At 70.4% G+C, this 23,811-nt stretch carries 20 protein-coding genes; 7 read left to right on the top strand and 13 right to left on the bottom strand.

Translation table 11 applies throughout. The annotated features are described in order from the left end of the window. Positions 1 to 220 precede the first annotated feature (220 nt). Positions 221 to 2,263, top strand: a complete 2,043-nt coding sequence (locus tag AMYNI_RS0129375) for a prolyl oligopeptidase family serine peptidase (protein WP_020671667.1) — start codon at positions 221 to 223, stop codon at positions 2,261 to 2,263. Between the two features lie 10 nt (positions 2,264 to 2,273). Here the strand turns inward: AMYNI_RS0129375 and AMYNI_RS45595 are convergent, their stop codons facing one another. The 3 genes from AMYNI_RS45595 to AMYNI_RS0129360 all read right to left on the bottom strand — a co-directional run bounded on the left by AMYNI_RS45595 (position 2,274) and on the right by AMYNI_RS0129360 (position 5,662). Next, entirely contained in the window at positions 2,274 to 3,821 is a 1,548-nt protein-coding gene (locus tag AMYNI_RS45595; RefSeq protein ID WP_051116377.1) for an amidohydrolase family protein, read from the bottom strand. A 93-nt stretch (positions 3,822 to 3,914) separates the two neighbouring features. After that, positions 3,915 to 4,646: an SDR family oxidoreductase gene (locus AMYNI_RS0129365; RefSeq protein WP_020671665.1), complete on the bottom strand. Its 732-nt coding sequence runs from the start codon at positions 4,644 to 4,646 to the stop codon at positions 3,915 to 3,917. Between the two features lie 137 nt (positions 4,647 to 4,783). Then, entirely contained in the window at positions 4,784 to 5,662 is an 879-nt protein-coding gene (locus AMYNI_RS0129360; protein WP_020671664.1) for an RNA polymerase sigma-70 factor, read from the bottom strand. 150 nt (positions 5,663 to 5,812) lie between these two features. Between AMYNI_RS0129360 and AMYNI_RS0129355 the strand changes: the two genes are divergently transcribed. Together AMYNI_RS0129355 and AMYNI_RS0129350 are read left to right on the top strand one after the other, a co-directional pair. Further along, positions 5,813 to 6,619, top strand: a complete 807-nt coding sequence (locus tag AMYNI_RS0129355; RefSeq protein ID WP_020671663.1) for an SDR family NAD(P)-dependent oxidoreductase — start codon at positions 5,813 to 5,815, stop codon at positions 6,617 to 6,619. 46 nt (positions 6,620 to 6,665) lie between these two features. Continuing rightward, positions 6,666 to 7,355, top strand: a complete 690-nt coding sequence (locus tag AMYNI_RS0129350) for an alpha/beta fold hydrolase (protein WP_020671662.1) — start codon at positions 6,666 to 6,668, stop codon at positions 7,353 to 7,355. A 72-nt stretch (positions 7,356 to 7,427) separates the two neighbouring features. Here the strand turns inward: AMYNI_RS0129350 and AMYNI_RS0129345 are convergent, their stop codons facing one another. From AMYNI_RS0129345 to AMYNI_RS0129335, 3 genes are all read right to left on the bottom strand, one after another. After that, a complete protein-coding gene (locus tag AMYNI_RS0129345; protein WP_020671661.1) occupies positions 7,428 to 10,283 on the bottom strand; it encodes a vitamin B12-dependent ribonucleotide reductase in 2,856 nt (951 codons plus the stop codon). A gap of 33 nt (positions 10,284 to 10,316) precedes the next feature. Then, complete coding sequence (gene nrdR / locus AMYNI_RS0129340; RefSeq protein ID WP_026361096.1) at positions 10,317 to 10,811, bottom strand: transcriptional regulator NrdR; 495 nt, start codon at positions 10,809 to 10,811, stop codon at positions 10,317 to 10,319. A gap of 293 nt (positions 10,812 to 11,104) precedes the next feature. Continuing rightward, the gene (locus tag AMYNI_RS0129335; protein WP_020671659.1) at positions 11,105 to 11,602 is read right to left on the bottom strand and encodes a hypothetical protein; all 498 of its coding nucleotides are present in this window, start codon (positions 11,600 to 11,602) and stop codon (positions 11,105 to 11,107) included. A 260-nt stretch (positions 11,603 to 11,862) separates the two neighbouring features. Here AMYNI_RS0129335 and lexA point away from each other — a divergent pair, with 260 nt between their 5' ends. Beyond that, positions 11,863 to 12,570, top strand: coding sequence for a transcriptional repressor LexA (gene lexA / locus AMYNI_RS0129330; RefSeq protein ID WP_020671658.1), 708 nt, complete (start codon positions 11,863 to 11,865; stop codon positions 12,568 to 12,570). A gap of 68 nt (positions 12,571 to 12,638) precedes the next feature. Here the strand turns inward: lexA and AMYNI_RS0129325 are convergent, their stop codons facing one another. The 3 genes from AMYNI_RS0129325 to AMYNI_RS0129315 form a co-directional block, all read right to left on the bottom strand. Continuing rightward, positions 12,639 to 13,649: an SdiA-regulated/phytase-like domain-containing protein gene (locus tag AMYNI_RS0129325; protein ID WP_040406050.1), complete on the bottom strand. Its 1,011-nt coding sequence runs from the start codon at positions 13,647 to 13,649 to the stop codon at positions 12,639 to 12,641. Between the two features lie 20 nt (positions 13,650 to 13,669). Further along, positions 13,670 to 15,073 (bottom strand): GTPase HflX, encoded by a 1,404-nt coding sequence (hflX, locus tag AMYNI_RS0129320; RefSeq protein ID WP_020671656.1) that lies wholly within the window; start codon positions 15,071 to 15,073, stop codon positions 13,670 to 13,672. Positions 15,074 to 15,156: 83 nt separating this feature from the next. Further along, positions 15,157 to 15,669, bottom strand: coding sequence for an ArsR/SmtB family transcription factor (locus AMYNI_RS0129315; protein WP_026361093.1), 513 nt, complete (start codon positions 15,667 to 15,669; stop codon positions 15,157 to 15,159). Between the two features lie 70 nt (positions 15,670 to 15,739). Here AMYNI_RS0129315 and AMYNI_RS45590 point away from each other — a divergent pair, with 70 nt between their 5' ends. Next, positions 15,740 to 17,014 carry an MFS transporter gene (locus AMYNI_RS45590; protein WP_040407432.1) on the top strand — a complete coding sequence of 425 codons (1,275 nt, stop codon included), beginning with the start codon at positions 15,740 to 15,742 and terminating at the stop codon, positions 17,012 to 17,014. A gap of 10 nt (positions 17,015 to 17,024) precedes the next feature. On the opposite strand, the gene dapF is transcribed toward AMYNI_RS45590, so the two are convergent. Continuing rightward, positions 17,025 to 17,855 (bottom strand): diaminopimelate epimerase, encoded by an 831-nt coding sequence (dapF, locus tag AMYNI_RS0129305; RefSeq protein WP_020671653.1) that lies wholly within the window; start codon positions 17,853 to 17,855, stop codon positions 17,025 to 17,027. A gap of 10 nt (positions 17,856 to 17,865) precedes the next feature. Beyond that, the gene (miaA, locus tag AMYNI_RS0129300) at positions 17,866 to 18,795 is read right to left on the bottom strand and encodes a tRNA (adenosine(37)-N6)-dimethylallyltransferase MiaA (RefSeq protein WP_020671652.1); all 930 of its coding nucleotides are present in this window, start codon (positions 18,793 to 18,795) and stop codon (positions 17,866 to 17,868) included. A gap of 245 nt (positions 18,796 to 19,040) precedes the next feature. Between miaA and AMYNI_RS0129295 the strand changes: the two genes are divergently transcribed. Both AMYNI_RS0129295 and AMYNI_RS0129290 read left to right on the top strand, forming a co-directional pair. Next, positions 19,041 to 20,363 (top strand): DUF349 domain-containing protein, encoded by a 1,323-nt coding sequence (locus AMYNI_RS0129295; RefSeq protein ID WP_020671651.1) that lies wholly within the window; start codon positions 19,041 to 19,043, stop codon positions 20,361 to 20,363. Between the two features lie 130 nt (positions 20,364 to 20,493). Then, entirely contained in the window at positions 20,494 to 21,654 is a 1,161-nt protein-coding gene (locus AMYNI_RS0129290; RefSeq protein ID WP_020671650.1) for an NAD-dependent formate dehydrogenase, read from the top strand. Positions 21,655 to 21,711: 57 nt separating this feature from the next. Here AMYNI_RS0129290 and AMYNI_RS0129285 read toward each other — a convergent pair whose 3' ends face one another. After that, positions 21,712 to 22,650, bottom strand: coding sequence for a LysR family transcriptional regulator (locus tag AMYNI_RS0129285; protein ID WP_020671649.1), 939 nt, complete (start codon positions 22,648 to 22,650; stop codon positions 21,712 to 21,714). 58 nt (positions 22,651 to 22,708) lie between these two features. Then, positions 22,709 to 23,689, bottom strand: coding sequence for a 2-dehydropantoate 2-reductase (locus AMYNI_RS0129280; RefSeq protein ID WP_026361090.1), 981 nt, complete (start codon positions 23,687 to 23,689; stop codon positions 22,709 to 22,711). Positions 23,690 to 23,811: the final 122 nt, after the last annotated feature.

Raw genomic sequence — 23,811 nt, 5'->3', positions numbered from 1 at the left:
AGGGAGATCCCGGCCGTCCTCAGGGACCGTCATGTTCACCTCGGGGTCGGCAGGCGGAGATCCGGCGACGCCCTGGACATGTTTTCCCCCGCGACGATGAAGCTGCGGTCCCCCAACCGGCGCCGTCGCCCAGCATACGGACGCCGGCCGTGCGCCGTGTCACGAATTGAAAACAGCCCTCACCTGGCCGGGCCGCGAACCGGACGGTAAGACTGTCGGCATGGCTGTCGAGGACCCGTACCTGTGGTTGGAAGACGTGACCGGCGAGCAGGCGCTGGACTGGGTGCGGGAACGCAACGCGGAGACCGTGGCGGACCTGACCGGCGGCACCGGTTTCGAACCGCTGCGCGCGCGGATCCGCGAGGTGCTGGACGCGGACGACCGGATCCCGTACGTCCGCCGCCGCGGCGAATATCTGTACAACTTCTGGCAGGACGCCGCGCATCCCCGCGGCCTGTGGCGGCGCACCACACTGGCGGAGTACCGCGGCGAACGGCCGGACTGGGAGCTGCTGCTCGACGTGGACGCGCTGGCCGAGGCCGAGGACGAGAACTGGGTCTGGCAGGGCGCGGCGGTGCTGCGCCCCGGCTACACCCTGGCGCTGATCGAGCTGTCCAGGGGCGGCGCGGACGCCACCGTGGTCCGCGAGTTCGACCTGGAGCGCCGCGAGTTCGTCGAGGACGGGTTCACCCTGCCCGAAGCGAAAAGTCAGGTCGGCTGGATCGACCGGGACCGGATCTACGTCGGCACCGACTTCGGCCCCGGCTCGCTGACCAGCTCCGGTTATCCGCGGGTCGTCAAGGAGTGGCGCCGCGGCACCCCGCTGGCCGAAGCCGAAACGGTGTACGAAGGCAAGCCGGAAGACGTGGCGGTGACCGGGTTCCACGACCCGACCGAGGGCTACCAGCGCGACTTCGTCACCCGCGCGATCGACTTCTACCGCTCCGAGCGGTACCTGCGCACCCCCGGCGGTGATCTACAGGACTTCCAGCGGCTGGACGTGCCCGAGGACGCCGACGCGTCCGCCTACCGGGAGTGGCTGCTCATCCGGACCCGCTCGCCGTGGCAGGTCGGCGGCACCGAGTATCCGGCCGGTGCCCTGCTCGCCGCGCGTTTCGACGAGTACCTCGCCGGCTCGCGCGAGCTGACCGTGGTCTTCGAGCCGGACGCGCACACCTCGCTGGAGTCCTACGTCTGGACCAGGAACCACCTGCTGCTGGGCACGCTGTCCGACGTGAAGACCGAGCTGCGGGTGCTCACTCCCGGCGACGACGGCTGGCGTTCGGCGCCGCTGGCGGGCGGGCTCGGCATGAGCACCGCCGAGATCATCGACACCGACCCGGACCACAGCGACGAGTACCTGCTCAACAGCAGCGGCTACACCGAGCCGGCCACGCTGACCTACGGCCACGTCGGCGGCGCGCCGGAGGTGCTGAAGAAGGCGCCCGCGTTCTTCGACGGAGCCGGTATCTCGGTGACGCAGTACTTCGCGACCTCGAAGGACGGCACCCGGATCCCCTACTTCGTGGTGCGGCCCGCGAACGCCGAGGGCGGCCCGGTCCTGCTCACCGGATACGGCGGCTTCGAGATCTCGCTGACGCCGTCCTACAGCGGGGTTATCGGGCGCGGCTGGCTTGCCCGCGGCGGCGGGTACGTGGTGGCCAACATCCGGGGCGGCGGGGAGTACGGCCCGGAATGGCACACCCAGGCCACCAAGGCCGGCAGGCACCTGGTGTACGAGGACTTCGCCGCGGTCGCCGCCGACCTTGCCGCGCGGGGCATCGCGGCGCCGGAGCGGCTCGGCATCATGGGCGGCAGCAACGGCGGGCTGCTGATGGGCGTGATGCTGACCCGCTACCCGGAGCTGTTCGGCGCGATCGTCAGCCAGGTCCCGCTGCTGGACATGCGGCGCTACCACAAGCTGCTGGCCGGGGCGTCCTGGATGGCCGAGTACGGCGACCCCGACGAGCCGGACGAGTGGGCCTACATCGGCGAATACTCGCCGTACCACCACATCAGCCGGATCGACGGTGTCCGAAGTGGACAGGAGTACCCGCCCTCCCTGTTCGTCACCTCGACCAGGGACGACCGGGTGCATCCCGCGCACGCCCGCAAGATGGTGGCCAGGATGCGGGAGTTCGGGCACACCGTGCGCTACCACGAGAACATCGAGGGCGGCCACGGCGCGGCCGCGGACAACGAACAGCTGGCGTTCAAATGGGCGCTGGTCTTCGAGTTCCTCTGGACCCGGCTCTCCCGCTGAGATCCGGATTTCAGCCGCGGCAGCCGCAGCCCGCCACCTTCGCGCCGGGAAACGGCGGCACCTCGCCGGCCGCGGCCTCGATGTCCGCGAAGAGCTCCTGGCGCCGCGCGGCGTCGATCACCTTGCCGCGGCTGACCACCGCGTGGATGCGCCGGGTGTTGCGGATGTCGGCGAGCGGGTCGGCGTCCAGCACGACCAGGTCCGCGGCCATCCCCGGGGTCACCGTGCCCACGGTGTGCTCCAGGCCAAGGTACCGCGCCGCGTCGGCGGTCGCGGCCCGCAGCACGCGCATCGGGCTCAGCCCGGCGCGCACCAGCAGCGCCAGCTCGTCGTGCAGGCTGAAACCGGGGAAGCAGTAGGGATTGTTGGTGTCCGTCCCGGCGAGCACGCCGACCCCGGCCCGGTGCAGCGCGCCGGTCAGCCGCAGCTCCGCCTCGAAGAACCGCCGCTGCTCCTCGATGCTTTCCGGAGTGGAAGGCGCGGTCCGGGAAAGCTGGTCCAGCCAGACGTCCTTCATGAAAGGCGGCAGGTAGCGCAGTCGCGGGTCCGCCGGGTCGAAGGCGCTGAACGGCAGGGACAGCGCTTCCAGCACGGTCAGCGTGGGTGAAGCCCAGGTTCCGTTGCGCCGCAGGCGATCGAACAGCTCCGCCGCGCGGCCCGGGCTGTGCGTGCGCACCGCCTCCCGCTCCAGCGCGCGAGCCGTGGCGTACCAGGCGAACGGGTTCGCCGGGTCGACCGGGGTCTCGACCAGCCGCTGCCGCAGCTCGTCCTCCCGCCGGGACGTGGCGAAGAACAGGCCGAAGAGGTGCTCGAAACTGCGCTGACCGGCGTCGGAGGCAACCCCCGCGGAGACCCGGTCCGGCACGTGCCCGGCGAAGGGCAGGCCGACGAGCCCAGCCTCGTCCGCGATCGCGGTGAAGGTGTCCTGGCCGAGGAAGGAGTACACCTTGACGAAATCCGCGCCCTGCTGTTTCGCGGCGCGCACCGCGGCCCTGGCCTCGGCTTCGGTGGCGACCACCGCCGCACCGGTCGGCCCGTGGATCGAGTGCGGGCCGTCGACGATCGTGCTGGCGATCACCATCCTGGGCCCGAGCACCGTGCCCGCGTTGATCCGGTCCCGCAGCTCGGGCAGCGACGGATGGCCGTAGCCGTACATCTCGCGAATCCCGGTGACCCCGTTGACCACGTACAACGGCGGGTAGACCCGATCCATCGGCAGGGTGTGCACATGGGTGTCCCAGAGGCCGGGGATGACGTACTTGCCGCGCACGTCGATCACCCGGACCCCGGCCGGCAGCTCGCCGCGGGCGGCCGGGCCGACCGCCAGTATCCGGTCCCCGGAGAGCACCACCACCCCGCGACGCGGCCGCCCGCCGGTCCCGTCGATCACGGTGGCCCCGTCGAGCACGGTGATCTCGGATTCGCCTGCCTCCGCCGTGCCGGCGGACAGCGCCGACAGCGCCCCGGTGGCCACCGCCAGCCCGGTTCCGCTCTTGGCGAGCCAGGCAAGGAAGTCCCGGCGGGTCGAGGCATTATTGGACCGAGCGGTATCGGACATGCTGCACGCTCCCCCTGTTCGCGATTTCACGGGCGCCAGCTTGCAGGCTGACGCTACGTCAAGGTCAAGCCGACATCCGGCGGGTCCGCGATTTCACTCGCCCCGGTCAAGGAATTCCTCGAACGTGACCCGGCCGCCGCGGAGCCCGGGCACCGTGTGCTCACCCCGCTGGTACGCGCGGAAAGTCTTGCCCGGCAAGCGAAGGGGCAGCACGGGCCGGCGACGGCGTTCGGCTCTCAGGTAGGTCGCGGCCAGCTCCCGCAGCGGGTGGACCTTCGGTCCGCCGAAGTCCGGTACGCGGCCCGCAGGCCCGGCGACGGCCAGCTCGGCCAGCCGGTGCGCCACCTCGACCGCGTCCACCGGCTGGATCGGCATGTCCGGCACGGGCAGCACCGGCAGCCGGGCCAGGCCCCGCAGCAGCCGCCGCACCAGCTGGTGGAACTGGGTGGCACGCAGGGTCGTCCACTCCAGGCCGGAGCCCTCGACCAGCCCTTCCACCTCGAACTTGGTGCGGTAGTACGGCAGCGGCACCCGGTCGACGCCGACGATGGAGATGTACACCAGATGCCGGACCCCGGCCCGGTGCGCGGCCTCCAGCAGCCGGCCGGCCGCCCGCACGTCGCCACCTCCCATGGTCGTCGCGCAGTGCACGACCACGTCGCGCCCGGCCAGCGCCTCGTCCAGGCCAGCGCCGTCCCGCAGGTCCACCGGCGGCTCGCTGTGCCGGCTCAGCACCCCGACCTCGTGCCCGTCCGCTCGCAGCCGGTCCACCAGGGGCCGCCCGAGCACACCGGTACCACCGGTCACCAGAATCGACTCACGCACCGAGCCCGCCTCCTCTCGTCTCCGCTCCCCTGCGGAATCTTGCGGGACACCCGCACCCGATCGATGGGGGCATGCGCAAAAAGCCTCGCATGCCCCCATCTCAGACCGAACGGGACGCCAGGACGTGACAAGCCGGATCACTCGTGCCGCAGCTGCCCTTCCAGGTAGCGCAGCTTGTCCGGGTTCGCCACCGCCCGCAGCGCCTGGATCCGGCCGTCCCCGAACTCCGGTAGCAGCACGCCGAGCAGCTTGCCGCCGTACCAGCCCGCTACCGCCGGGTCCCCGTTGACCTCTTCGATCGTCACCTGGACGTCGGTGAGGTACTTGCGGTACATGCCGCGGTACAGCCTGATGACCTTGTCGCGCCCGTAAACCGGGCGCCGCCCGGCGCGGACCTTGCCGCCGCCGTCGGACCAGGACACCACGTCGGCGGTGAGCAACTCGGTCAGGCCGTCGACGTCGCCCTCCTCCGCCGCGGCCAGGAACCGCTCGACCAGCCGGCGCCGCTGGTCGGCGTCCGGGCTGAACCGGGGCCGCGACTCGGCCAGCCGCTGCCCGGCCCGACGGTGCAGCTGACGGCAGTTCGGCTCGGTCAGGCTCAACACGTCGGCGATCTCCGCGTAGCTGTGGCCGAAGGCCTCACGCAGCACGAAAACCGCCCGTTCGGTCGGGGTCAGCCGTTCCAGCAGCACCAGCATCGCGAACGAGACCGAGTCGCGCTGCTCGGCGGTCTCCAGCGGCCCCAGGTCGCCGGACGAGGCCGCCACGGGCTCCGGCAGCCACGGCCCGACGTACCGCTCGCGCCGCGCCCTGGCCGAGGTGAGCCGGTTCAGCGAGAGGTTGGTGACCACCTTGGCCAGCCAGGCGGACGGCCGCTCGATCTCGTGCTGGTCCACCCCGTTCCAGCGCAGGAAGGCGTCCTGGACCACGTCCTCGGCTTCCTCCGCCGAGCCGATCAGCCGGTAGGCCAGCCCGAACAGGCGGCCGCGCTGCGTCTCGAATTCCGCAACGGTCATACCCGACAGCCTGCCAGAACGTAACCGGCCGTCGCGGGTGCAACCGCCCACAGCCGGCCGGTGTTCAGTGCAGTGGAGCGGGCAGTCCGCGCTCCACTCGCCCGGCGGGCGAGGCGCGACCACAGCAGACTCGATCAGAGAAGGAATGCCATGGATCTGAAGCTTTCCGGCCGGACCGCAGTCGTCACCGGTGCGTCCAAGGGCATCGGGCTGGCGGTGACCCGCACCCTGCTCGAAGAAGGCGCCAGGGTGGTGGCCGTCTCCAGGAAGAGCTCCCCCGGCCTCGACGCGCTGGCCGGTGCCGGCCTGGTGCACTTCCCGGCCGACCTGATGGACCGGGAGGCCCCCGAGCAGGCCGTCTCCCGTGCGGTGGCCGAGTTCGGCGGGCTCGACATCCTGGTGAACAACGCCGGCGGCCCGCCGCCGGGGGTCGCCCTGCCTCGCGGCTCCTTCCTGGACGCCAGCGACGACGACTGGCGGGCCATGTTCGAGTTCAACCTGTTCTCCGCGGTGCGCGCGGTGCGTGCGGCCATCCCGCGGATGCTGGAGCGCGGCGGCGGCGCCATCGTCAACGTGTCCTCCGGCAACGCCCGTCAGCCGTCGCAGTCCAATGTCGACTACGGGGCCGCGAAGGCGGGGATGAACAACCTCACCAAGGCACTGTCCGAGGAGTTCGGCCCGCGGGGGATCCGGGTGAACACGGTGTCGCCGGGGCCCGTGCGCACCGCGTGGTGGACCGAGGAAGGTGGTGCGGCGGACATCATCGCGGCGGGCACCGGCACCGACCGCGACCGGGTGCTGGACACCCTCGGGCCGGAGATGATGAGCCTGACCACCGGCCGGTTCGCCGACCCGCAGGAGATCGCGGACGCGGTCGCCCTGCTCGTCTCGCCGCGCTCGGCGAGCACCACGGGGGCCGAGTTCGCGGTCGACTCCGGCTTCCTCAAGGCGGTCTGACCGCCCAGCGGAAATGCGTGTGATTTGCACGGTTATAGTGTGCGATATGCATGCAAATCACACCTTCGTGCTGATCCACGCCCGCTGGCACGGCGCCTGGTGCTGGGACCGGGTCGCGGCCCGGCTGCGCCACGCCGGGCACCAGGTGCACACCCCCGATCGGCTGGGTTTCGACCGGCTCCTCGAGCTGGTCGAAACCCAGGACCGGCCGGTGGTGCTGGCCGGGCACAGCTCCTCGGGCATGACCGTCTCGGCGCTCGCCGAGCTGGCTCCGCACCGGGTCGGCCTGCTCGCGTACGTGTCGGCGTTCCTGCTGCCCAACGGGATGACCCCGCCGGAGATCTCCCGCGCGGACCCGCGATCGATCCTCGCCGAGCACGTGGTGCTGGACGAGCGGACCGGGACGATGACGGTTTCCGCGCCGGAGAAGGTGCTGTTCAATGCGTGCGACCCGGCGGACGCGGCCTTCGCGGCGAGCAAGCTGGTACCCGAACCGGCGCCCCCGCCCGATCTGCCCGGCGTCGAGCTGACCGAAGCCGGCTTCGGCCGGATTCCGCGGGTGTACGTGGAGTGCCTCGCCGATCGCGCCCTCAGCCCCATCGCCCAACGGCGGATGTACACCCTGCTGCCCTGCCGGAAGGTGTACCGCCTGCCCGCAGACCACGCGCCCTTCCTGTCCACCCCGGGACCACTGGCGGACGCCCTCGCCGAGGCCGCCACCGAGTTCGCGACCTGACGGCTTCACCGGCACAGCAAAGCGGGGACCGGCCACCTCCGGCCGATCCCCGCTTCGGGCAGTGCGTTGTTATCAGCTGCAGCCGGAGGTGGCTCCGCAGCCTTCGCAGGCGTAGCAGGAACCGGCAGGGCGCATCTTGGTGCCGCAGGTCATGCACAGGGGCGCGTCGGCGACCTTGCCGAGGTGCAGCTCCATCAGCTCGGCGCTGGTCTGCGCGGAACGGGCCGGTGCGGCGGAGGAATCCGCGGCGACGGTGTCATCTTCCCCGTCCTCGACCTGGCCGGAGCCGGTCGAGTCCACACTGGTCCGCAGGGCCTCCAGGTCCATGCTCTCCGGTTCCGGGGCCGAAGACCCGTAGTCCGCCTCGACCTGCGCGGAGCGCTCGTCGGCGGTGAAGATGCCGAGCTGCATGCGCTTCTCGTACGGCAGGTAGTCCAGCGCCAGCCTGCGGAACAGGTAGTCCAGCACGCTGGTGGCGATCCGGACATCCGGGTCGTCGGTCATCCCTGCCGGCTCGAACCGGAGGTTGGAGAACTTGGAAACGTAGAACTCCAGCGGAATCCCGTACTGCAGACCGACCGAAATGGACATCGAGAAGGCATCCATCACCCCGGCCAGCGTGGAGCCCTGCTTGCCGAGCTTGACGAAGATCTCGCCCAGCCCGTCGTCCGGGTAGGACCCGGCGTGCAGGTAGCCCTCGGCGCCGCCGACGGTGAAGGAAACGGTCTGGCTGGGCCGCTTCTTCGGCAGCCGCTTGCGCACCGGGCGGTACTCGACCACCTTTTCCGGCTCGGCGTCGGCGGCCTTCTTCTTGCCGGTGGACAGCGGCTGGCCGACCTTGCAGTTGTCCCGGTAGATGGCCAGCGCCTTGAGGCCCAGCTTCCAGCCCTGGAAGTAGATCTCCTCCACGTCCTCGACGGTGGCCGACTCCGGCATGTTCACCGTCTTGGAGATGGCACCGGACAGGAACGGCTGCACCGCGGCCATCATCCGCACGTGGCCCATCGGGGCGATCGAGCGCTCACCCACCGCGCAGTCGAAGACCCCGTAGTGCTCCGGCTTGAGGCCGGGCGCGTCGATCACGTGCCCGTGCTGCGCGACGTACTCGACGATCGCCTCCACCTGCTCGGCCTGGTAGCCCAGCGAGGTCAGCGCCCTCGGCACGGTCTGGTTGACGATCTGCATCGAACCGCCGCCGACCAGCTTCTTGAACTTGACCAGCGAGAAGTCCGGCTCGATACCGGTGGTGTCGCAGTCCATCATGAAGCCGATCGTGCCGGTCGGCGCGAGCACGCTGGCCTGCGCGTTGCGCCAGCCGTTGACCGTGCCGATCTCGATCCCGCGCTGCCACTCCTCGGTGGCCAGCGCACGCACCGCCGCGTCGTTCGCGTGGTGGGTGCGGATCTCGTCGTTGGCCGCCGCGTGCTTGCGCATCACCCGCTGGTGCGGTTCGGCGTTGCGGGCGTAGCCCTCGTACGCGCCGACCACCCCGGCCAGCTCGGCGGAGCGACGGTAGGAGACACCGGTCATCAGCGAGGTGATGCCCGCGGCCAGCGCACGGCCGCCTTCGGAGTCGTAGGCGTGCCCGAGCGCCATCAGCAGCGCACCGAGGTTCGCGTAGCCGATGCCGAGCTGCCGGAACTTCCGCGTGGTGTCCCCGATGGCCTCGGTCGGGAAGTCCGCGAAGCAGATCGAAATGTCCATCGCGGTGATCACGAACTCGACCGCCTTGGCGAACAGCGGCGCGTCGAAGGTGCCTTCGGCGGTGACGAACTTCAGCAGGTTCAGCGACGCCAGGTTGCAGCTCGAGTTGTCCAGGTGCATGTACTCCGAGCACGGGTTCGACGCGGTGATCCGGCCCGACTCCGGGCAGGTGTGCCAGTCGTTGATGGTGTCGTCGTACTGCATGCCGGGGTCCGCGCACTCCCAGGCCGCGGTGGCCATGCCGCGGAACAGCTTCCTGGCGTCCACCCGCTCCAGCACCTCGCCGGTCATCCTGGCGCGCAGGCCGAAGTCGCCGGCGGAGTCCACCGCGCGCATGAACTCGTCGGAGACCCGGATCGAGTTGTTCGCGTTCTGGTACTGCACCGAGGTGATGTCCGAACCGGACAGGTCCATGTCGAACCCGGCGTCGCGCAGGACCTTGATCTTCTCTTCCTCGCGCGCCTTGGTCTGGATGAACTCCTCGACGTCGGGGTGGTCCACGTCGAGCACCACCATCTTGGCCGCGCGGCGGGTCGCGCCACCGGACTTGATGGTGCCCGCCGAGGCGTCCGCGCCGCGCATGAACGAAACCGGCCCGGAGGCGGTGCCGCCCGAGGAGAGCAGCTCCCGCGACGACCGGATGCGGGAAAGGTTCAGGCCCGCGCCGGAGCCGCCCTTGAAGATCAGGCCCTCTTCGCGGTACCAGTTGAGGATCGACTCCATGGTGTCGTCCACGGCCAGGATGAAGCAGGCCGAAACCTGCTGCTTCGAGCTGGTGCCCACGTTGAACCACACCGGCGAGTTGAAGCTGAACACCTGGTGCAGCAGCATCCAGGTCAGCTCGTGCTCGAAGATCTCGGTGTCCGCGGGTGTGGCGAAGTAGCCGTGCTCGGTGCCGGCCTTGACGTAGGTCTTGACCACCCGGTCGATCAGCTGCTTCAGGCTGTGCTCGCGCTGCGGGGTGCCCACCGCGCCGCGGAAGTACTTGCTGGTGACGATGTTGGTCGCGTTCACCGACCAGAACTGCGGGAACTCGACGCCGCGCTGCTCGAAGTTCACCGTGCCGTCGCGCCAGTTCGTCATCACCACGTCGCGGTGCTCCCAGGTCACCTCGTCGTAGGGGTGCACGCCCTCGGTGGTGAACACGCGCTCCAGGCCGAGCCCGCGCTTGGTCTTCTTGCTCGACTTCCGGGTCGCCGCACTCGCGCCCACGGTCTCTGTCATGGGTACTCCCTCACTCCGGCGCGCCCGGCGATCTCAGTCGCCGGTGCGACGCCCCTCGCTTTCGTCCGGCGCAACCGAACCCGCCATGGCTTCACGAAGGCCCGCGATCTCCTTTTCGAAATCCTCGACCGAGGAAAAGGAGCGGTAGACACTGGCGAACCGGAGATAAGCGACCTCGTCGAGTTCGCGAAGCGGGCCGAGGATGGCAAGGCCGACCTCGTTGCTCGGGATCTCCGCGACTCCGGCGGACCGGATCGACTCCTCCACGCGCTGTGCCAGCTGCTGCAGCGCGTCGTCATCGACGGGCCTGCCCTGGCACGCGCGGCGCACGCCCCGAACGACCTTGTCCCTGCTGAACTGCTCGGTGACCCCGGACCGCTTGACGACGGCGAGCACCATCGTCTCCGAGGTGGTGAACCGGCGGCCGCACTCGGAGCAAGACCTCCGGCGGCGGATCGCCTGACCTTCATCCACTTCACGGGAGTCGACCACCCGGGAGTCGGCATGACGGCAGAACGGGCAACGCATCCGCCGATCACTTCCCTCCGAGACGACCGCCCCTGGACATCCACGCCGCCACGCAACGGCCGACCTGTTGATCGTTCTGTGGATATCCGGTGGGTGAACACCGGCAAGCTGTGGACAACTAGTTCGGATTCTACCCCAACTTGTGGACCAACTACAGCCGTGTAACTACTATATATAGCGGTCGACCCTAGATCGCGTCCGGCTCTCGCACAACTGCCCCATCCGGGTGAGAGCGGCGAAGGCAAGCGGCCAAAGGCGTGAAAGGCACAAAAGGTGCCGTCTCCTCAACTCCCTCAGCGGTCCTGCTGGAACGGCACGGTCAGCGGCAGCCCGGCGGCGACCAGCACGTCACCGGCGTCGCCGAGACCGTTGAGCTCCTCGATCCGGGAGACCACGGCGGCCGGGTCGCTGTCCGGGGCGACCCGCTCGGCCACGTCCCAGAGCGACTCGCCGACACCGACCGACACCGTCGTGGTCTGCGCGGGCACCTCGGTGGTGGCCATCCCGTTCGCCAGCAGCCCCATGCCGCCCACGAAGAGGAAGGCGGCCAGCGCCAGCGCGGCCAGCCACGGCCAGCGCACCGGCAGCCGCCGGGGCGCGCAGCGCGCGGCACCGGCCGGCCGATGCCCGGCCACCACCCTGGCCCGGTGCGGCGGCCGCCTCGTCTCACCTGGACGCGGATGGCTCGGATACCTCCGCACCCGTGGGACCGTCCTCATCGGACCGGCGGGACGCATGGTCCCGGTGCCACCCGTTTCGCGCACCCAGCCCTCGTCGACCAGAACCGCCATCACGGAACCTCCTCGCAGTTCCCACTCCTCCGGCGCCGCACTTCGGGCCACCGGTCGAACACCCGTTCTATCGAACGTCCGTGCGAATGTGTACCACTGCGCACCGACAAAATCGAGTGGGGGCGGCGTGTCGTTCGAACAAATGTTTGAAATCGCCCGTGCGGGGGGCTAGCGTCGGAGACCAGGACACCGGAGCGGCGGACCGGAACGGGCAGCGGTCCCGGTGCCGGTCAGGCCGCGAGCAGCTGGGAGGAAACACAGTGGCAGGCGACAACGGCGACCTCAAGAACGGCGTGGAGACCGTCGGGGGCAAGGTACACGCCCTGCCGGAGCCCGAAGACGTCGACGAGAGCCTGACGCCTCGGCAGCAGCAGGTGCTGCAGGTGATCCGCGACTGGGTGGAGCGGTTCGGCTATCCGCCGAGCGTGCGCGAGATCGGCGAGCAGGTCGGGCTCACCTCCACCTCCTCGGTCTCCCACCAGCTGCGCGCGCTGCAGCGCAAGGGTTATCTGCGCCGGGACGCGAACCGGCCGCGCGCGGTCGGTGTGCTCTCCGCCGATACCGGCACCGCGATCGAGCCGGAGCAGCTGCCCAAGCCGGCGTACGTGCCGCTGCTCGGCCGGATCGCGGCCGGTGGCCCGGTGCTCGCCGAACAGGCCGTCGAGGACGTCTTCCCGCTGCCGAAGGACATCGTCGGCGAAGGGGACGTGTTCCTGCTCAGCGTCTCCGGTGACTCGATGGTCGACGCCGCGATCACCGACGGCGACTGGGTGGTGGTGCGCCAGCAGCCCACCGCCAACAACGGCGAGATCGTGGCCGCGATGATCGATGGCGAGGCCACCGTGAAGACGTTCAAGCACCGCGACGGGCACGTCTGGCTGATGCCGCACAACGAGGCATACGACCCCATTCCCGGTGACGACGCGACCATCCTCGGCAAGGTGGTCGCGGTGCTGCGCAGGCTCTGAAGCTTCCTCGGCGTCGATGGCCGGACCGCTCCGGCCATCGACGCCGTTCTCTTCGCTAGCTCTCTTGCCTAACGCCGCCGTCGGAGCTTGCCGAATCCCCAGAGCAGCCCGCCCGCCACCACCACGGCTATGCCGAGCGCGGGCACCATCGGCACCCCGGAGTCCCCGGACTGACCGTCCGCCGACTGCCCCGGAGAGCCCGAAGAATCCGAAGAGTTCTCGGCCGGCGCCACCAACCCGGCCGCACCGCGCACGGCCCGGATCGACTCGCCGACGCCCTCGCTCGCGGACAGCAGCGTGCCGTCCGGCTCGAACGCGATCGCCTCGCCCTGTTTCTCCCCCGGCAGCGGAACGCGCACCGGTTCCCGTTTCAACGCGGCCGCCACGTCACCGTCCGGTGCCGAGAACAGGTAGGCGTCGGTGTAGGTGCGCAGCGCCACCACCTTGCCGTCCGCGGTGGACGCGGCGCCGGTGACCAGGACCGAGCCGATACCGCCCACCGGACCGCCCTGGGTGTCGGTGGACTTCAGCGCGACCGAGCCCACCTTTTCCAGCACGGTCGGCCCCGGGCTGGCGAGCTTGCCGGTGGGCCGGTAGATCTCCGCCGAGCCGAGCACGTTCTTGGTGATCAGGTACGGCGTGCCGGAGCGGTCCAGCAGCAGCGCCTCGGTGTCGTGCTGGCCGTCCGGGTAGGTCAGCCGGTACAGCGTGCCCTTGCCCTGCGGGGTGACGGCGTGCAGCGCGACGGTATCCCGCTGCTTGCGGTTGTCCCCGGTGTCAGCCAGCCACAGCGTGCCGTCGGCGTCGCGGGCGAGATCCTCCACGTCGTACGGATCGGCCTGGTTGCTGATCACCCGCTGCAGTGCGCAGTCCTTGCCGAGCACGAAGATCTCGATCTTCGTGCCGCCGTCGTTGATCGCGTACCAGCGGTCGCCGTCGCTGACCAGACCGGACAGCTCGCCGAGGCGCTTCTCCCCGACCTTGCACACGGGCTCCGGCGCGGGCGCCTGAGCGGCCCGCGCCGGAGTGGTGAGCAGTGCGGAGAGAGCGACCAGCACGGATACGCAGAGGAGCCTCACGCTCCTCACCGTACCGACCCTCAGGCCGGTGACGTGTCCACCGCGTAGCCCTTCAGCGCGGCGGCCAGCTCCGGGTGCACCTTGGCCCGCAGCCGGGTGCCGTGCTCGCCGTGCTCCTCGGTCAGGATCTCGCCGTCCGCGTGCACCCTGGCGACGAGCTCGCCGCGGGTGTACGGCACGACGGCCTCGATCACGACCTCCGGCCGCGGCAGCCGTTCGGCGATGGCCTCGACCAGTTCGGTGATGCCGGCACCACTGCGTGCGGACACCACCGCCGCGCGGGGCAGCACATGCCGGAGCCTGGCCAGCGAAAGCTCGTCCGCGGCATCCGACTTGTTGATCACGATCAGCTCCGGCGGCAACGGGTCCGAGCGGCGCTGGGTGATCTCGGCGAGCACCTGGTGCACCGCGTTGACCTGCTCCTCCGGCGCCGGGTCCGAACCGTCCACCACGTGCACCAGCAGGTCCGCGTCGGCCGCTTCGTCCAAAGTGGACCGGAAGGCGTCCACGAGCTGGTGCGGCAGGTGCCGCACGAAACCGACGGTGTCGGTCAGCGTGTAGGTACGCCCGTCCGGGGTGGCCGAACGGCGGGTGGTCGGGTCCAGGGTGGCGAACAACGCGTCCTCGACCAGCACGCCCGCGCCGGTGATGGCGTTGAGCAGGCTGGACTTGCCGGCGTTGGTGTAGCCGACGATCGCGACGCTCGGCACCTCGTTGGCCACCCGGCGGCCGCGCTTGGTCACCCGGATGGTGTCCATCGCGGCGATTTCCCGGCGCAGCTTGGTCACCCGCTTGTTGATCCGCCGGCGATCGGTCTCCAGCTTCGTTTCACCGGGACCGCGCAGGCCGACGCCGCCGTTGCCGCCACCGCCGCCGCCCTGGCGGGACAGCGACTCACCCCAGCCGCGCAACCGCGGGATGAGGTACTGCAGCTGGGCCAGCTCGACCTGCGCCTTGCCCTCCCTGGACCGCGCGTGCTGCGCGAAGATGTCCAGGATCAGCGCGGTCCGGTCGACCACCTTCACCTTGAGCTTCGACTCCAGCTGGCGCAGCTGGCCGGGTGAGAGCTCACCGTCGCAGATCACCGTGTCGGCGCCGGTGGCCAGCACGATGTCCAGCAGCTCACGGACCTTCCCCGAACCGATGTAGGTGGCCGGGTCCGGCTTCATCCGCCGCTGCACCAGGCCTTCCAGTACCTCGGAGCCCGCCGTCTCGGCGAGCCTGGCCAGCTCGGCCAGCGACGCCGCGGACTGCTCCGCGGTGCCTTCGGTCCAGACCCCCACGAGCACGACCCGCTCGAGGCGCAGCTGCCGGTACTCGACCTCGGTGATGTCCTCGAGCTCGGTGGACAGTCCCGCGACGCGGCGCAGCGAAGCGCGGTCTTCGAGTTCCAGTTCGCCGACGGACAATTCCTCGTCGGTCATGTCGGTGTAAGTCAGTTTCTTCCGTCCTTTCCCACTGTCGCTTCCCCCATGGTCCCACGATTCACCCCTGATCACCGAACCGTTTACCTGCTCGGGTACAGCGCGAAGTAAACCGCCGTGCGCTCCGCGTCCGGCTCCGGCGACTCTTTCGCCAGGAACTCTTCGAGCAGTTCGCCGAGGCGTTCGGAGAATTCCACGCGCTGTTCCGGTTCGAGCCGCAACACCAGCCTGGTCTGGTCGAGATTTTCGAAGTCCTGTTCGGGGATCTCGGCGACCTCGGCGAGAAACGCCTCCAGCATGGCGGCGCGCACCGGTTGGTGGTCGTCCAGGCCGAGCTGCCAGGACAGGCCGGTGGACAGGTACGGGATCTCCTTGGCGCCCCTGGCGCCCCGCCTGGCCGGCTGCGCGGCCAGGAAGCCGGTGTCCACCAGCTTCCGCACGTGGTGCAGGGTCGTCGCGGGGTCCCGGCCGAGCCGCTGCGCCAGCTCCTTGTTGGTGAGCGCGTCCGCATAGGTCAACCGGATGATCCGCAGCCTTATTCCGGACGCCAGGGCATGTGCCTCCGCCTCGGTAGCCTTCCGTCGCTGCCGCATCACCGAAGGGTACGGCCACCGAAGCGGCCCGAAGTGATTGACACTTTCCAATCACTCGATCAGGCTGTTCTCCGTGCACAAGGACTCCCTGTGGCGCCATCAGGATTTCCGCCGGCTGTGGGCCGGTGACACGGCCAGCCAGACCGGTGCCTTCGTCGGGCACACCGTGCTGCCCCTGCTCGCGGCCACCGTGTTGGCCGCGTCCCCGCTCGAGATGGGGCTGCTCGGCGCCGCCGAGCACGCGGCCTTCCTGGTGCTCGGGCTGCCCGCCGGGGTCTGGGTGGACCGGATGCGCCGGAAGCGGCTGATGCTGCGCGCGGACCTGCTGCGCGCCGCGATGCTGTTCAGCGTGCCGGTGGCCTGGTGGCTCGGCGTGCTGACGCTGGCCCAGCTGGTCGTGGTCGCCCTGCTGGTCAGCGCGGGCACCCTGTTCTTCGACGTGGCGTACCAGTCGTACCTGCCCACCCTGGTGCGACGGGACCAGCTCATCGCGGGCAACGCGCGGCTGCAGGCGAGCCAGTCGGTGGCGCAGGTGGTCGGCCCCGGTGCCGGCGGCGCGCTGACCCAGCTCGCCGGCGCGGCGAACGCGGTGCTGGTCACCGGCACCGGCTATCTCGCGTCCGCGCTGTGCCTGTGGCGGATCCGCGCGCCCGACCCCGAACCGGCGCCGCGCCGGGCCGGCGGGATGGTGGCCGACATCCGCGAAGGGCTGCGGTTCGTATTCGGCACCCCGGCACTGCGGGCGATCACCATCACCACCGCCGTCGCGAACCTCACCAACGGCATGGTCACCGCGGTGCAGATCCTGTTCTTCACCCGCGAGCTCGGCCTGTCCCCGGCCGGTGTCGGCACCGTGCTGAGCATCGGCGGCGGCGGTGGCGTGCTCGGCGCGCTGACCGGCGGCATGCTGGCCCGCCGGATCGGCCAGGCCCGCGCGATCTGGGTGGTCCCGCTGCTGACCTGGCCGGCGCAGCTGCTGGTGCCGCTGGCCGCGCCGGGCTGGCGGGTCGGCCTCGCCGCGCTGGGGCTGGCCGTGTTCGGCTACGGGGTGGTGGTCTACAACATCGCGCAGGTGAGCTTCCGGCAGAGCATCTGCCCGGACCGGCTGCTCGGCCGGATGAACGCCAGCGTGCGGTTCGTGGTCTGGGGCGTGCTGCCGCTGGGCAGCCTGGCCGGTGGCGCGCTCGGTGAGCTGGCCGGCCTGCGCGGCACGCTGTGGCTGTCCGGGGCCGGGATTGCGGCAGGGGCGGCGGCACTGCTGCTGTCCCCGTTGCGGGGAATGCGGGACCTGCCTGTCACGTCTTCGGAGCCGTCCCGTCCGCCTGCCGAAGCGGAGAAAGGAACCTGACCGGCCGGTGCTAGCTGCCGGACCACCAGTCCTCGTCCAGCTCGCCCCTGGCCACGATCACCGCCGGGCCGGTCAGCGTGGTGGCACCGCGCTCCACCGTGACCCGGACCGTGCCACCGGGAACGGTCACGGTGGCGGCGCCGGAGTCGGTACCGGCCACGTGCAGTGCGGCGGCCACGGCCGCGACGGTGCCGGTGCCGCAGGCCCTGGTCTCGCCGACGCCGCGCTCGTACACCCGCATCCGCAGCGCGTCCTCGTCGATCTGCTGGATGAACTCCAGGTTCACCCCGTGCGGGAAGAAGTCCTCGTCGAACCCCGGCGCCCGGCTCAGGTCCAGCCCGTCCAGGTCACCGTCCACAGTAGACACCAGATGCGGGTTGCCGACGTCCACCGCAACCCCGGAGAAACCCCGGCCCGACACCCTGGTGACCGAGCTGCCGATGATCGTCGCGGGTCCCATGTGGACGGTCACGGAGCGGTCCTGGTGCACCACCACCGGCCGGTCGCCTGCCCTGGTGCCGATCACGAACTCGGTGCCGGCCACCCAGCCCGCTTCCACCAGGTACCTGGCGAACACCCGCGCCCCGTTGCCGCACATCTCGGCGAGCGAGCCGTCCGCGTTGCGGTAGTCCATGAACCACTCGCCGGCGGAACCTTCCGCAGGTTGCCCGGCGGCCGCCGTGCGCACCACCCGCAGCACCCCGTCCGCACCGAGCCCGCGCCGCCGGTCGCACAGCGCGGCGACCCGCTCCGGCGTCAGCTCGACCCGGCCGTCCGGGTCGGGCAGCAGCACGAAGTCGTTCTGCGTGCCGTGCCCCTTGAGGAACTCGATGCCACCCATGTGCGACAGGCTACGGGGCCAGGTAGGTGAGCACCTGCTCGGCCAGCCCATCGCCGGCACCGTCGAACCACCGGATCCTGGTGTCCCGGCGGAACCACGACCGCTGCCTGCGGACGAACCGCCGGGTCGCCTGCGCGGTGGCCGCCGCGGCCGCGGCGAAATCCCGGTCGCCGTCCAGCTCGGCGAGCACCTGCTGGTAGCCGAGCGCCCTGGACGCCGTCTTCCCCTCGCGAAGGCCGCGGCCGACCAGTTCCCGCACCTCGTCCACCAACCCGGCCGCGAACATCCGCTCGACCCGCAGGTCCACCCGCCGGTCCAGTTCGGCCACCTCGCGGTCCACCCCGATCAGCACGGTGCCGTACCGCGGCGGCCCCGGTTCGGGCAGGTTCGCCGAGAACGGCTCGCCGGTGATCTCGATGACCTCCAGCGCGCGGACGATCCGGCGGACGTTGGAGGGCAGCACGGCGATCGCGGCCGCCGGGTCCAGCTCCGCCAGCCTGGCGTGCAGGGCCGCGGCACCGAGCTCGCCAGCCTCCGCATCCAGCCTGGCCCGCACCTCGGGGTCGGTACCGGGGAACCGCAGGTCGTCCAGCACGGCCTGGACGTACAGCCCGGACCCGCCCGCGAGCACCGGCACCCGGCCGGCCGCCAGCAGCCGCTCCAGCTCGGCCCTGGCGTGGCGCTGGTAGGCGGCCACCGACGCGGTCTCGGTCACCTCCAGCACGTCCAGCAGGTGGTGCGGGATCCCCCGCGTCTGCTCGGCGGTCACCTTCGCGGTGCCGATGTCCATCCCGCGGTAGAGCTGCATGGCGTCCGCGTTGATCACCTCGCCGCCCAGCTCGGCGGCCACCGCCACGGCCAGCTCGGACTTGCCGGTGGCGGTCGGTCCCACCACCGCGACCGGCTTGCACTGGCTGCCACCTGGCACGGGCGTGATCACGCTGGTCGAGGCTACCCGGCGTCACCTCCGAAGCCCTGGTCAAGGTCCGGAGCGGGACTGGAGGAGGTCACTGGCAGTAGGATCACCCGCTCCAGTTGCCCAAGCGAGTACCACGAGCCACGCTGAACTGCTTGAATGCGGCAAGAGGCTTGACGAGCCTGCCCGACCCGAGCACCCGCAAGACCCGGCCCCACCACTGGTGGGGCGCCCGCCCCGGCGGGCCGACAGGCGATAAGGAGCCTGCGATGGCCGACGAGACCACAGACAACGGCGCCGTCACCCCGGCGCCGCACCCGGTGCCGCACGCGCACGCCACCGCGGGGCACGGCGCACCGCCGGTGCCTCCCGCCGAGCCGAACCCGTCGAGGTGGGGACGGGTGGACGACGAGGGCACCGTCTACGTACGCACCGCCGACGGGGAACGCACGGTCGGGGTATGGCAGGCCGGCACCCCGGACGAAGGGCTGCTCCACTTCGCCCGCAGGTTCGACGACCTGCGCACCGAGGTGGAGCTGCTGGAGACCAGGCTGGCCTCCGGGGCTGGCGACCCGAAGCACGCGCTGGCCAGCGCCACCCAGCTCCGCGACGGCCTCGCCGACGCCGCCGTGGTCGGCGACCTCGCCTCGCTGGAAGCCCGCGTCCGGCAGGTCATCGGGCACGCGGAGAGCGCACTGGCCAGTGCCAGGCAGGAGCGCGAGGAGGCCAGGTCCGCCGCGGTCGCGCGCAAGCAGACGCTGGCCGAGGAGGCGGAGAAGATCGCCGCCGAGTCGACCCAGTGGAAGGTGGCCGGCGACCGGCTGCGCGCCATCCTGGACGAGTGGAAGACCATCAAGGGGGTCGACCGCAAGACCGACGACGAGCTGTGGAAGCGGTTCTCCAAGGCCCGTGAGGCCTTCAACCGGCGGCGCGGCTCGCACTTCGCCGAGTTGGACAAGCAGCGCGCCGGCGCGAAGGCTCGCAAGGAGGAGCTGATCGCCGAGGCCGAGTCGCTGGTGGAATCCTCGGACTGGGGGCCGACCGCGGGCCGGTACAAGGAGCTGATGGGCGAGTGGAAGGCGGCAGGGCGCGCGCCGAAGGACAGCGACGAGGCGCTCTGGCAGCGTTTCCGCGGCGCCCAGGACCGGTTCTTCGCCCGCCGGTCGGCGGCCTTCTCCGAGCGGGACGCCGAGTTCACCGAGAACGCGGCCAAGAAGGAAGAGCTGCTGATCGACGCCGAGAAGATCGACCCGGCGGTCAACCTGGAGGCGGCCAAGTCCCAGCTGCGCCGGATCCAGGAGACCTGGGACGAGGTCGGCAAGGTGCCGCGTGAGCGGATCCGCGAGCTGGACGGCAGGCTCAAGGCCGTGCAGGACCGGATCCGGGCCGCGGAGGACAGCAAGTGGCGCCGGACCGACCCGGAGGCACAGGCACGGGCGGCCCAGTTCCGCGAGCGGGTCGAGCAGTTCGAGGCACAGGCCGCCAAGGCCCGCGCCGCCGGCGACGAACGACGTGCGAAGAAGGCCGACGAGCAGGCCGCGCAGTGGCGGGAGTGGATGGTCACCGCGGAGAACGCGATCGCCGACCGGTGACCGCGCGATAGGCACGGCTTATGACGCGGTCAGCAGCTTGACTTTGACGCGGGTGAGCGAGCGGAGAAAAGTGTTCACCATCAGCTGATGGCACGAAAACACTTCCCGCGATCGAAAGTGGTGCTCAGCCATGTCGAAAATCGTCTGCGTGCTCTACGACGACCCGGTGGACGGACGTCCGAAGACCTACGCCAGGGATGATCTCCCGCACCTGGACCGGTATCCCGGCGGGCAGACCCTGCCGACTCCGCAGGGGATCGACTTCACCCCCGGCGAGCTGCTCGGCAGCGTTTCCGGCGAGCTGGGGCTGCGGAACTTCCTGGAGTCCCACGGCCACGAGCTGGTGGTGACCTCGGACAAGGACGGCGACGGCTCGGTTCTCGACCGGCACCTCCACGACGCCGAAGTGGTCATTTCGCAACCGTTCTGGCCCGCTTACCTGACCGCGGAAAGGATCGCGAAGGCGCCGAACCTGAAATTGGCGATCACCGCCGGAATCGGTTCCGACCACGTCGATCTGTCGGCCGCGATCGAACACGGAGTCACCGTCGCCGAGGTCACCTACTGCAACAGCATCAGCGTCGCGGAACACGTTTCCATGATGATTCTGTCGCTGGTCCGCAACTACCTCCCGTCTTATCAGTGGGTGGTCGACGGTGGCTGGAACATCGCCGACTGCGTGACCCGCTCGTACGACCTCGAAGGCATGCACGTTGGCACGGTGGGAGCCGGGCGGATCGGGCTGGCCGTGCTGCGCCGGCTCAAGCCCTTCGACGTGCACCTGCACTACACCGACAAGCACCGGCTGCCGGCCGAGGTCGAAGCGGAGCTCGGGCTCACCTTCCACGCCAGCCCGCGGGAGATGGTGCCCGGCTGCGACGTGGTCACCATCAACGCGCCGCTGCACCCGGAGACCGAGAACCTGTTCGACGACGAGCTGCTCGGCAGCATGAAGCGCGGCACCTACCTGGTGAACACCGCGCGCGGCAAGATCGTCGACCGGGACGCGGTCGTGCGGGCGCTGGAGAGCGGGCGGCTCGCCGGTTACGCCGGTGACGTCTGGTTCCCGCAGCCCGCCCCGGCGGATCACCCGTGGCGCACCATGCCGAACCACGGGATGACCCCGCACGTGTCCGGTTCGACGCTGTCCGCGCAGGCCAGGTACGCGGCGGGCACCAGGGAGATCCTGGAGTGCTGGTTCGACGGGCGCCCGATCCGGGACGAGTACCTGATCGTCCAGGGCGGGCAGCTCGCTGGTACCGGCGCCCACTCCTACACCGCCGCCACCTAACCGCTGGATCGTCCGTGAAGGGCACCTTGCCTACGTTGAAGGTAGGCAAGGTGCCCTTCACGGCGTCTCGGAAGTGGCCAGGGCGTGGTGCAGGGTGACGTCGAGGGCGCGGCTCATGTTGACCTGGCGGACCACCTTGATCAACGCCCTGACCAGCATCGACTCCGGCTCGTGCCGGGGCAGCAGCAGCCCGACCCCGTGCGTGACCACCGGCTCCACCAGCGGGATCACCCGCATGTCCGGCGGCACCCGGAAGGTCTGCAGCCAGGTGTGCGGCATCACCGTGGACAGCGACCCGTCCCGCACGTGTGCGTACAAAGTGGACAGTGAGTTGGTCTCCACGGCCACCACCGGGCGGCAGCCGAGCGAGGCGAACACGTCGTCCAGGATCCGCCGGTTGCGCATGTCGCCGGTGAGCAGGCACAGCTTCATCGCGGCGGCCGCGGTCCAGGTCACCTCGTGCTGGTCCGCCGGCACCCGGCCGGCGCCGGTGAGCAGCACGTACCGTTCGCGGTACAGCGCCGTGGTGCGCACCCCCGCCGGATGCTGTCCGTCCACATAGGCCACAGCCGCGTCGATCTCGAACTCGATCAGCGCACGGCGGATATCGGGCGTGGACAGCGAAAGCACGGAAAGCCCCACCTGCGGGTGGGCCTGGCGGAACGGCCCGGTGAGCAGGGACAGCGCGGGCAGCGCGGTGGGGATGGAGCCGAGGCCGAGCTTTCCGCTCAGCCCCGACCGCATGCTCTGGATCTCCTCGGCGAGCGCCTGCCGGTCGGCCAGAATCTTGTGCGCCCAGCCGAGCAGCCGCTCGCCCTCCTCGGTCAGCCCGTCGAACCGGTTGCCCCGGCGCACGATCTGCACGTCGAACTCGGCTTCCAGCCGCCGGATGCCCGCGGACAGCGCGGGCTGCGAGACGTGGCAGGCTTCGGCCGCGCGGCTGAAATGGCCCTCCTTGGCCAGGGCCACCAGGTATTCGAGCTGGCTGAACAGCACGGTCAGGTTCCGGGGAGACCGGGCGACGAACGCTGGACCACGGACCGAGGATAAGCCGTCACGGCGCGGCGGCGGCAGGTTGGTCGCCGAGCAGGTTCGCCAGCGCGTTCACCACCCGCATGGTCGGCACGTCCACCCCGGTGAGCTCGGCCAGCTCGACCACCGCGGTCAGGATCGCGGCCAGCTCCAGCGGTTTCCCCTTCTCCAGGTCCTGCAGGGTGGAGGTCTTGTGCTCCCCGGTGCGTTCCGCGCCGGCCAGCCGCCGGTCGATCGAGACGCCCGGCCGCACGCCGAGGCTCTCGGCCACCGCGACGGTCTCCCGCATCAGCCGAACCACCACCTCGCGGGTGTCCGCGTGCCGGCAGATCCCGGCCATGGTGGCCCTGGTCAGCGCGCTGATCGGGTTGAACGCGATATTGCCCATCAGCTTGATCCAGATGTCCCGCCGCAGGTCCGGTTCGACCGGGCACTTCAGCCCGCCGGCCACCATCGCGTCGGCGAACTCCCGGCAGCGTCCCGAGATCGTGCCGTCCGGCTCGCCGATCGAGAGCCTGGTGCCCTCGAGGTGCTGGATCCGTCCCGGCGCCGAGATCTCGGTCGCCGCGTACACCACGCAGCCGATCGCCCGGTGCACCGGAAGCACCTCGCTCACCGAGCCGCCGGGGTCGACGCTCTCGATCCTGGTACCGGCGAACCGCCCCGGGATGCCGTGGAAGTACCACCACGGGATCCCGTTCTGCGCGGCGATGATGGTCGTCTTGTCGTGCAGCAGCGGCCGCACCAGCGAGCCGCTGCCCGCGTACTGGTTCGCTTTGAGGCCAAGGAAAAGATGATCTACCGGGCCCACCTCGCGGGGATCGTCGGTCGCGTTGGGCCTGGCTTCGAAGTCCCCGCGGGGACTGTCCACCCGGACGCCCGACTCGCGGATGGCCCGCAGGTGGGCACCGCGGGCGATGAGGTGGACTTCGACTCCTGCACGGCAAAGACTGGCACCCACGTACGCACCGATGGCGCCGGCACCGAGGACAGCAACTCGCACGGTGACTCCATTCTTGCGAGACATTCTTGCGGGACCCTGTTGCGGGACATGGCTGCGGCACGTGGTCGTGCGGCAGGTTCTGTTGCACGAAGAGTGTATGCAGTATACGGTATGGGACGCTC

Source organism: Amycolatopsis nigrescens CSC17Ta-90, assembly GCF_000384315.1.
Taxonomy (GTDB): Bacteria; Actinomycetota; Actinomycetes; order Mycobacteriales; family Pseudonocardiaceae; genus Amycolatopsis; species Amycolatopsis nigrescens.
The sequence above is the reverse complement of the archived record's forward strand: the minus strand, read 5'-3'. Positions and strand labels throughout refer to the sequence as shown.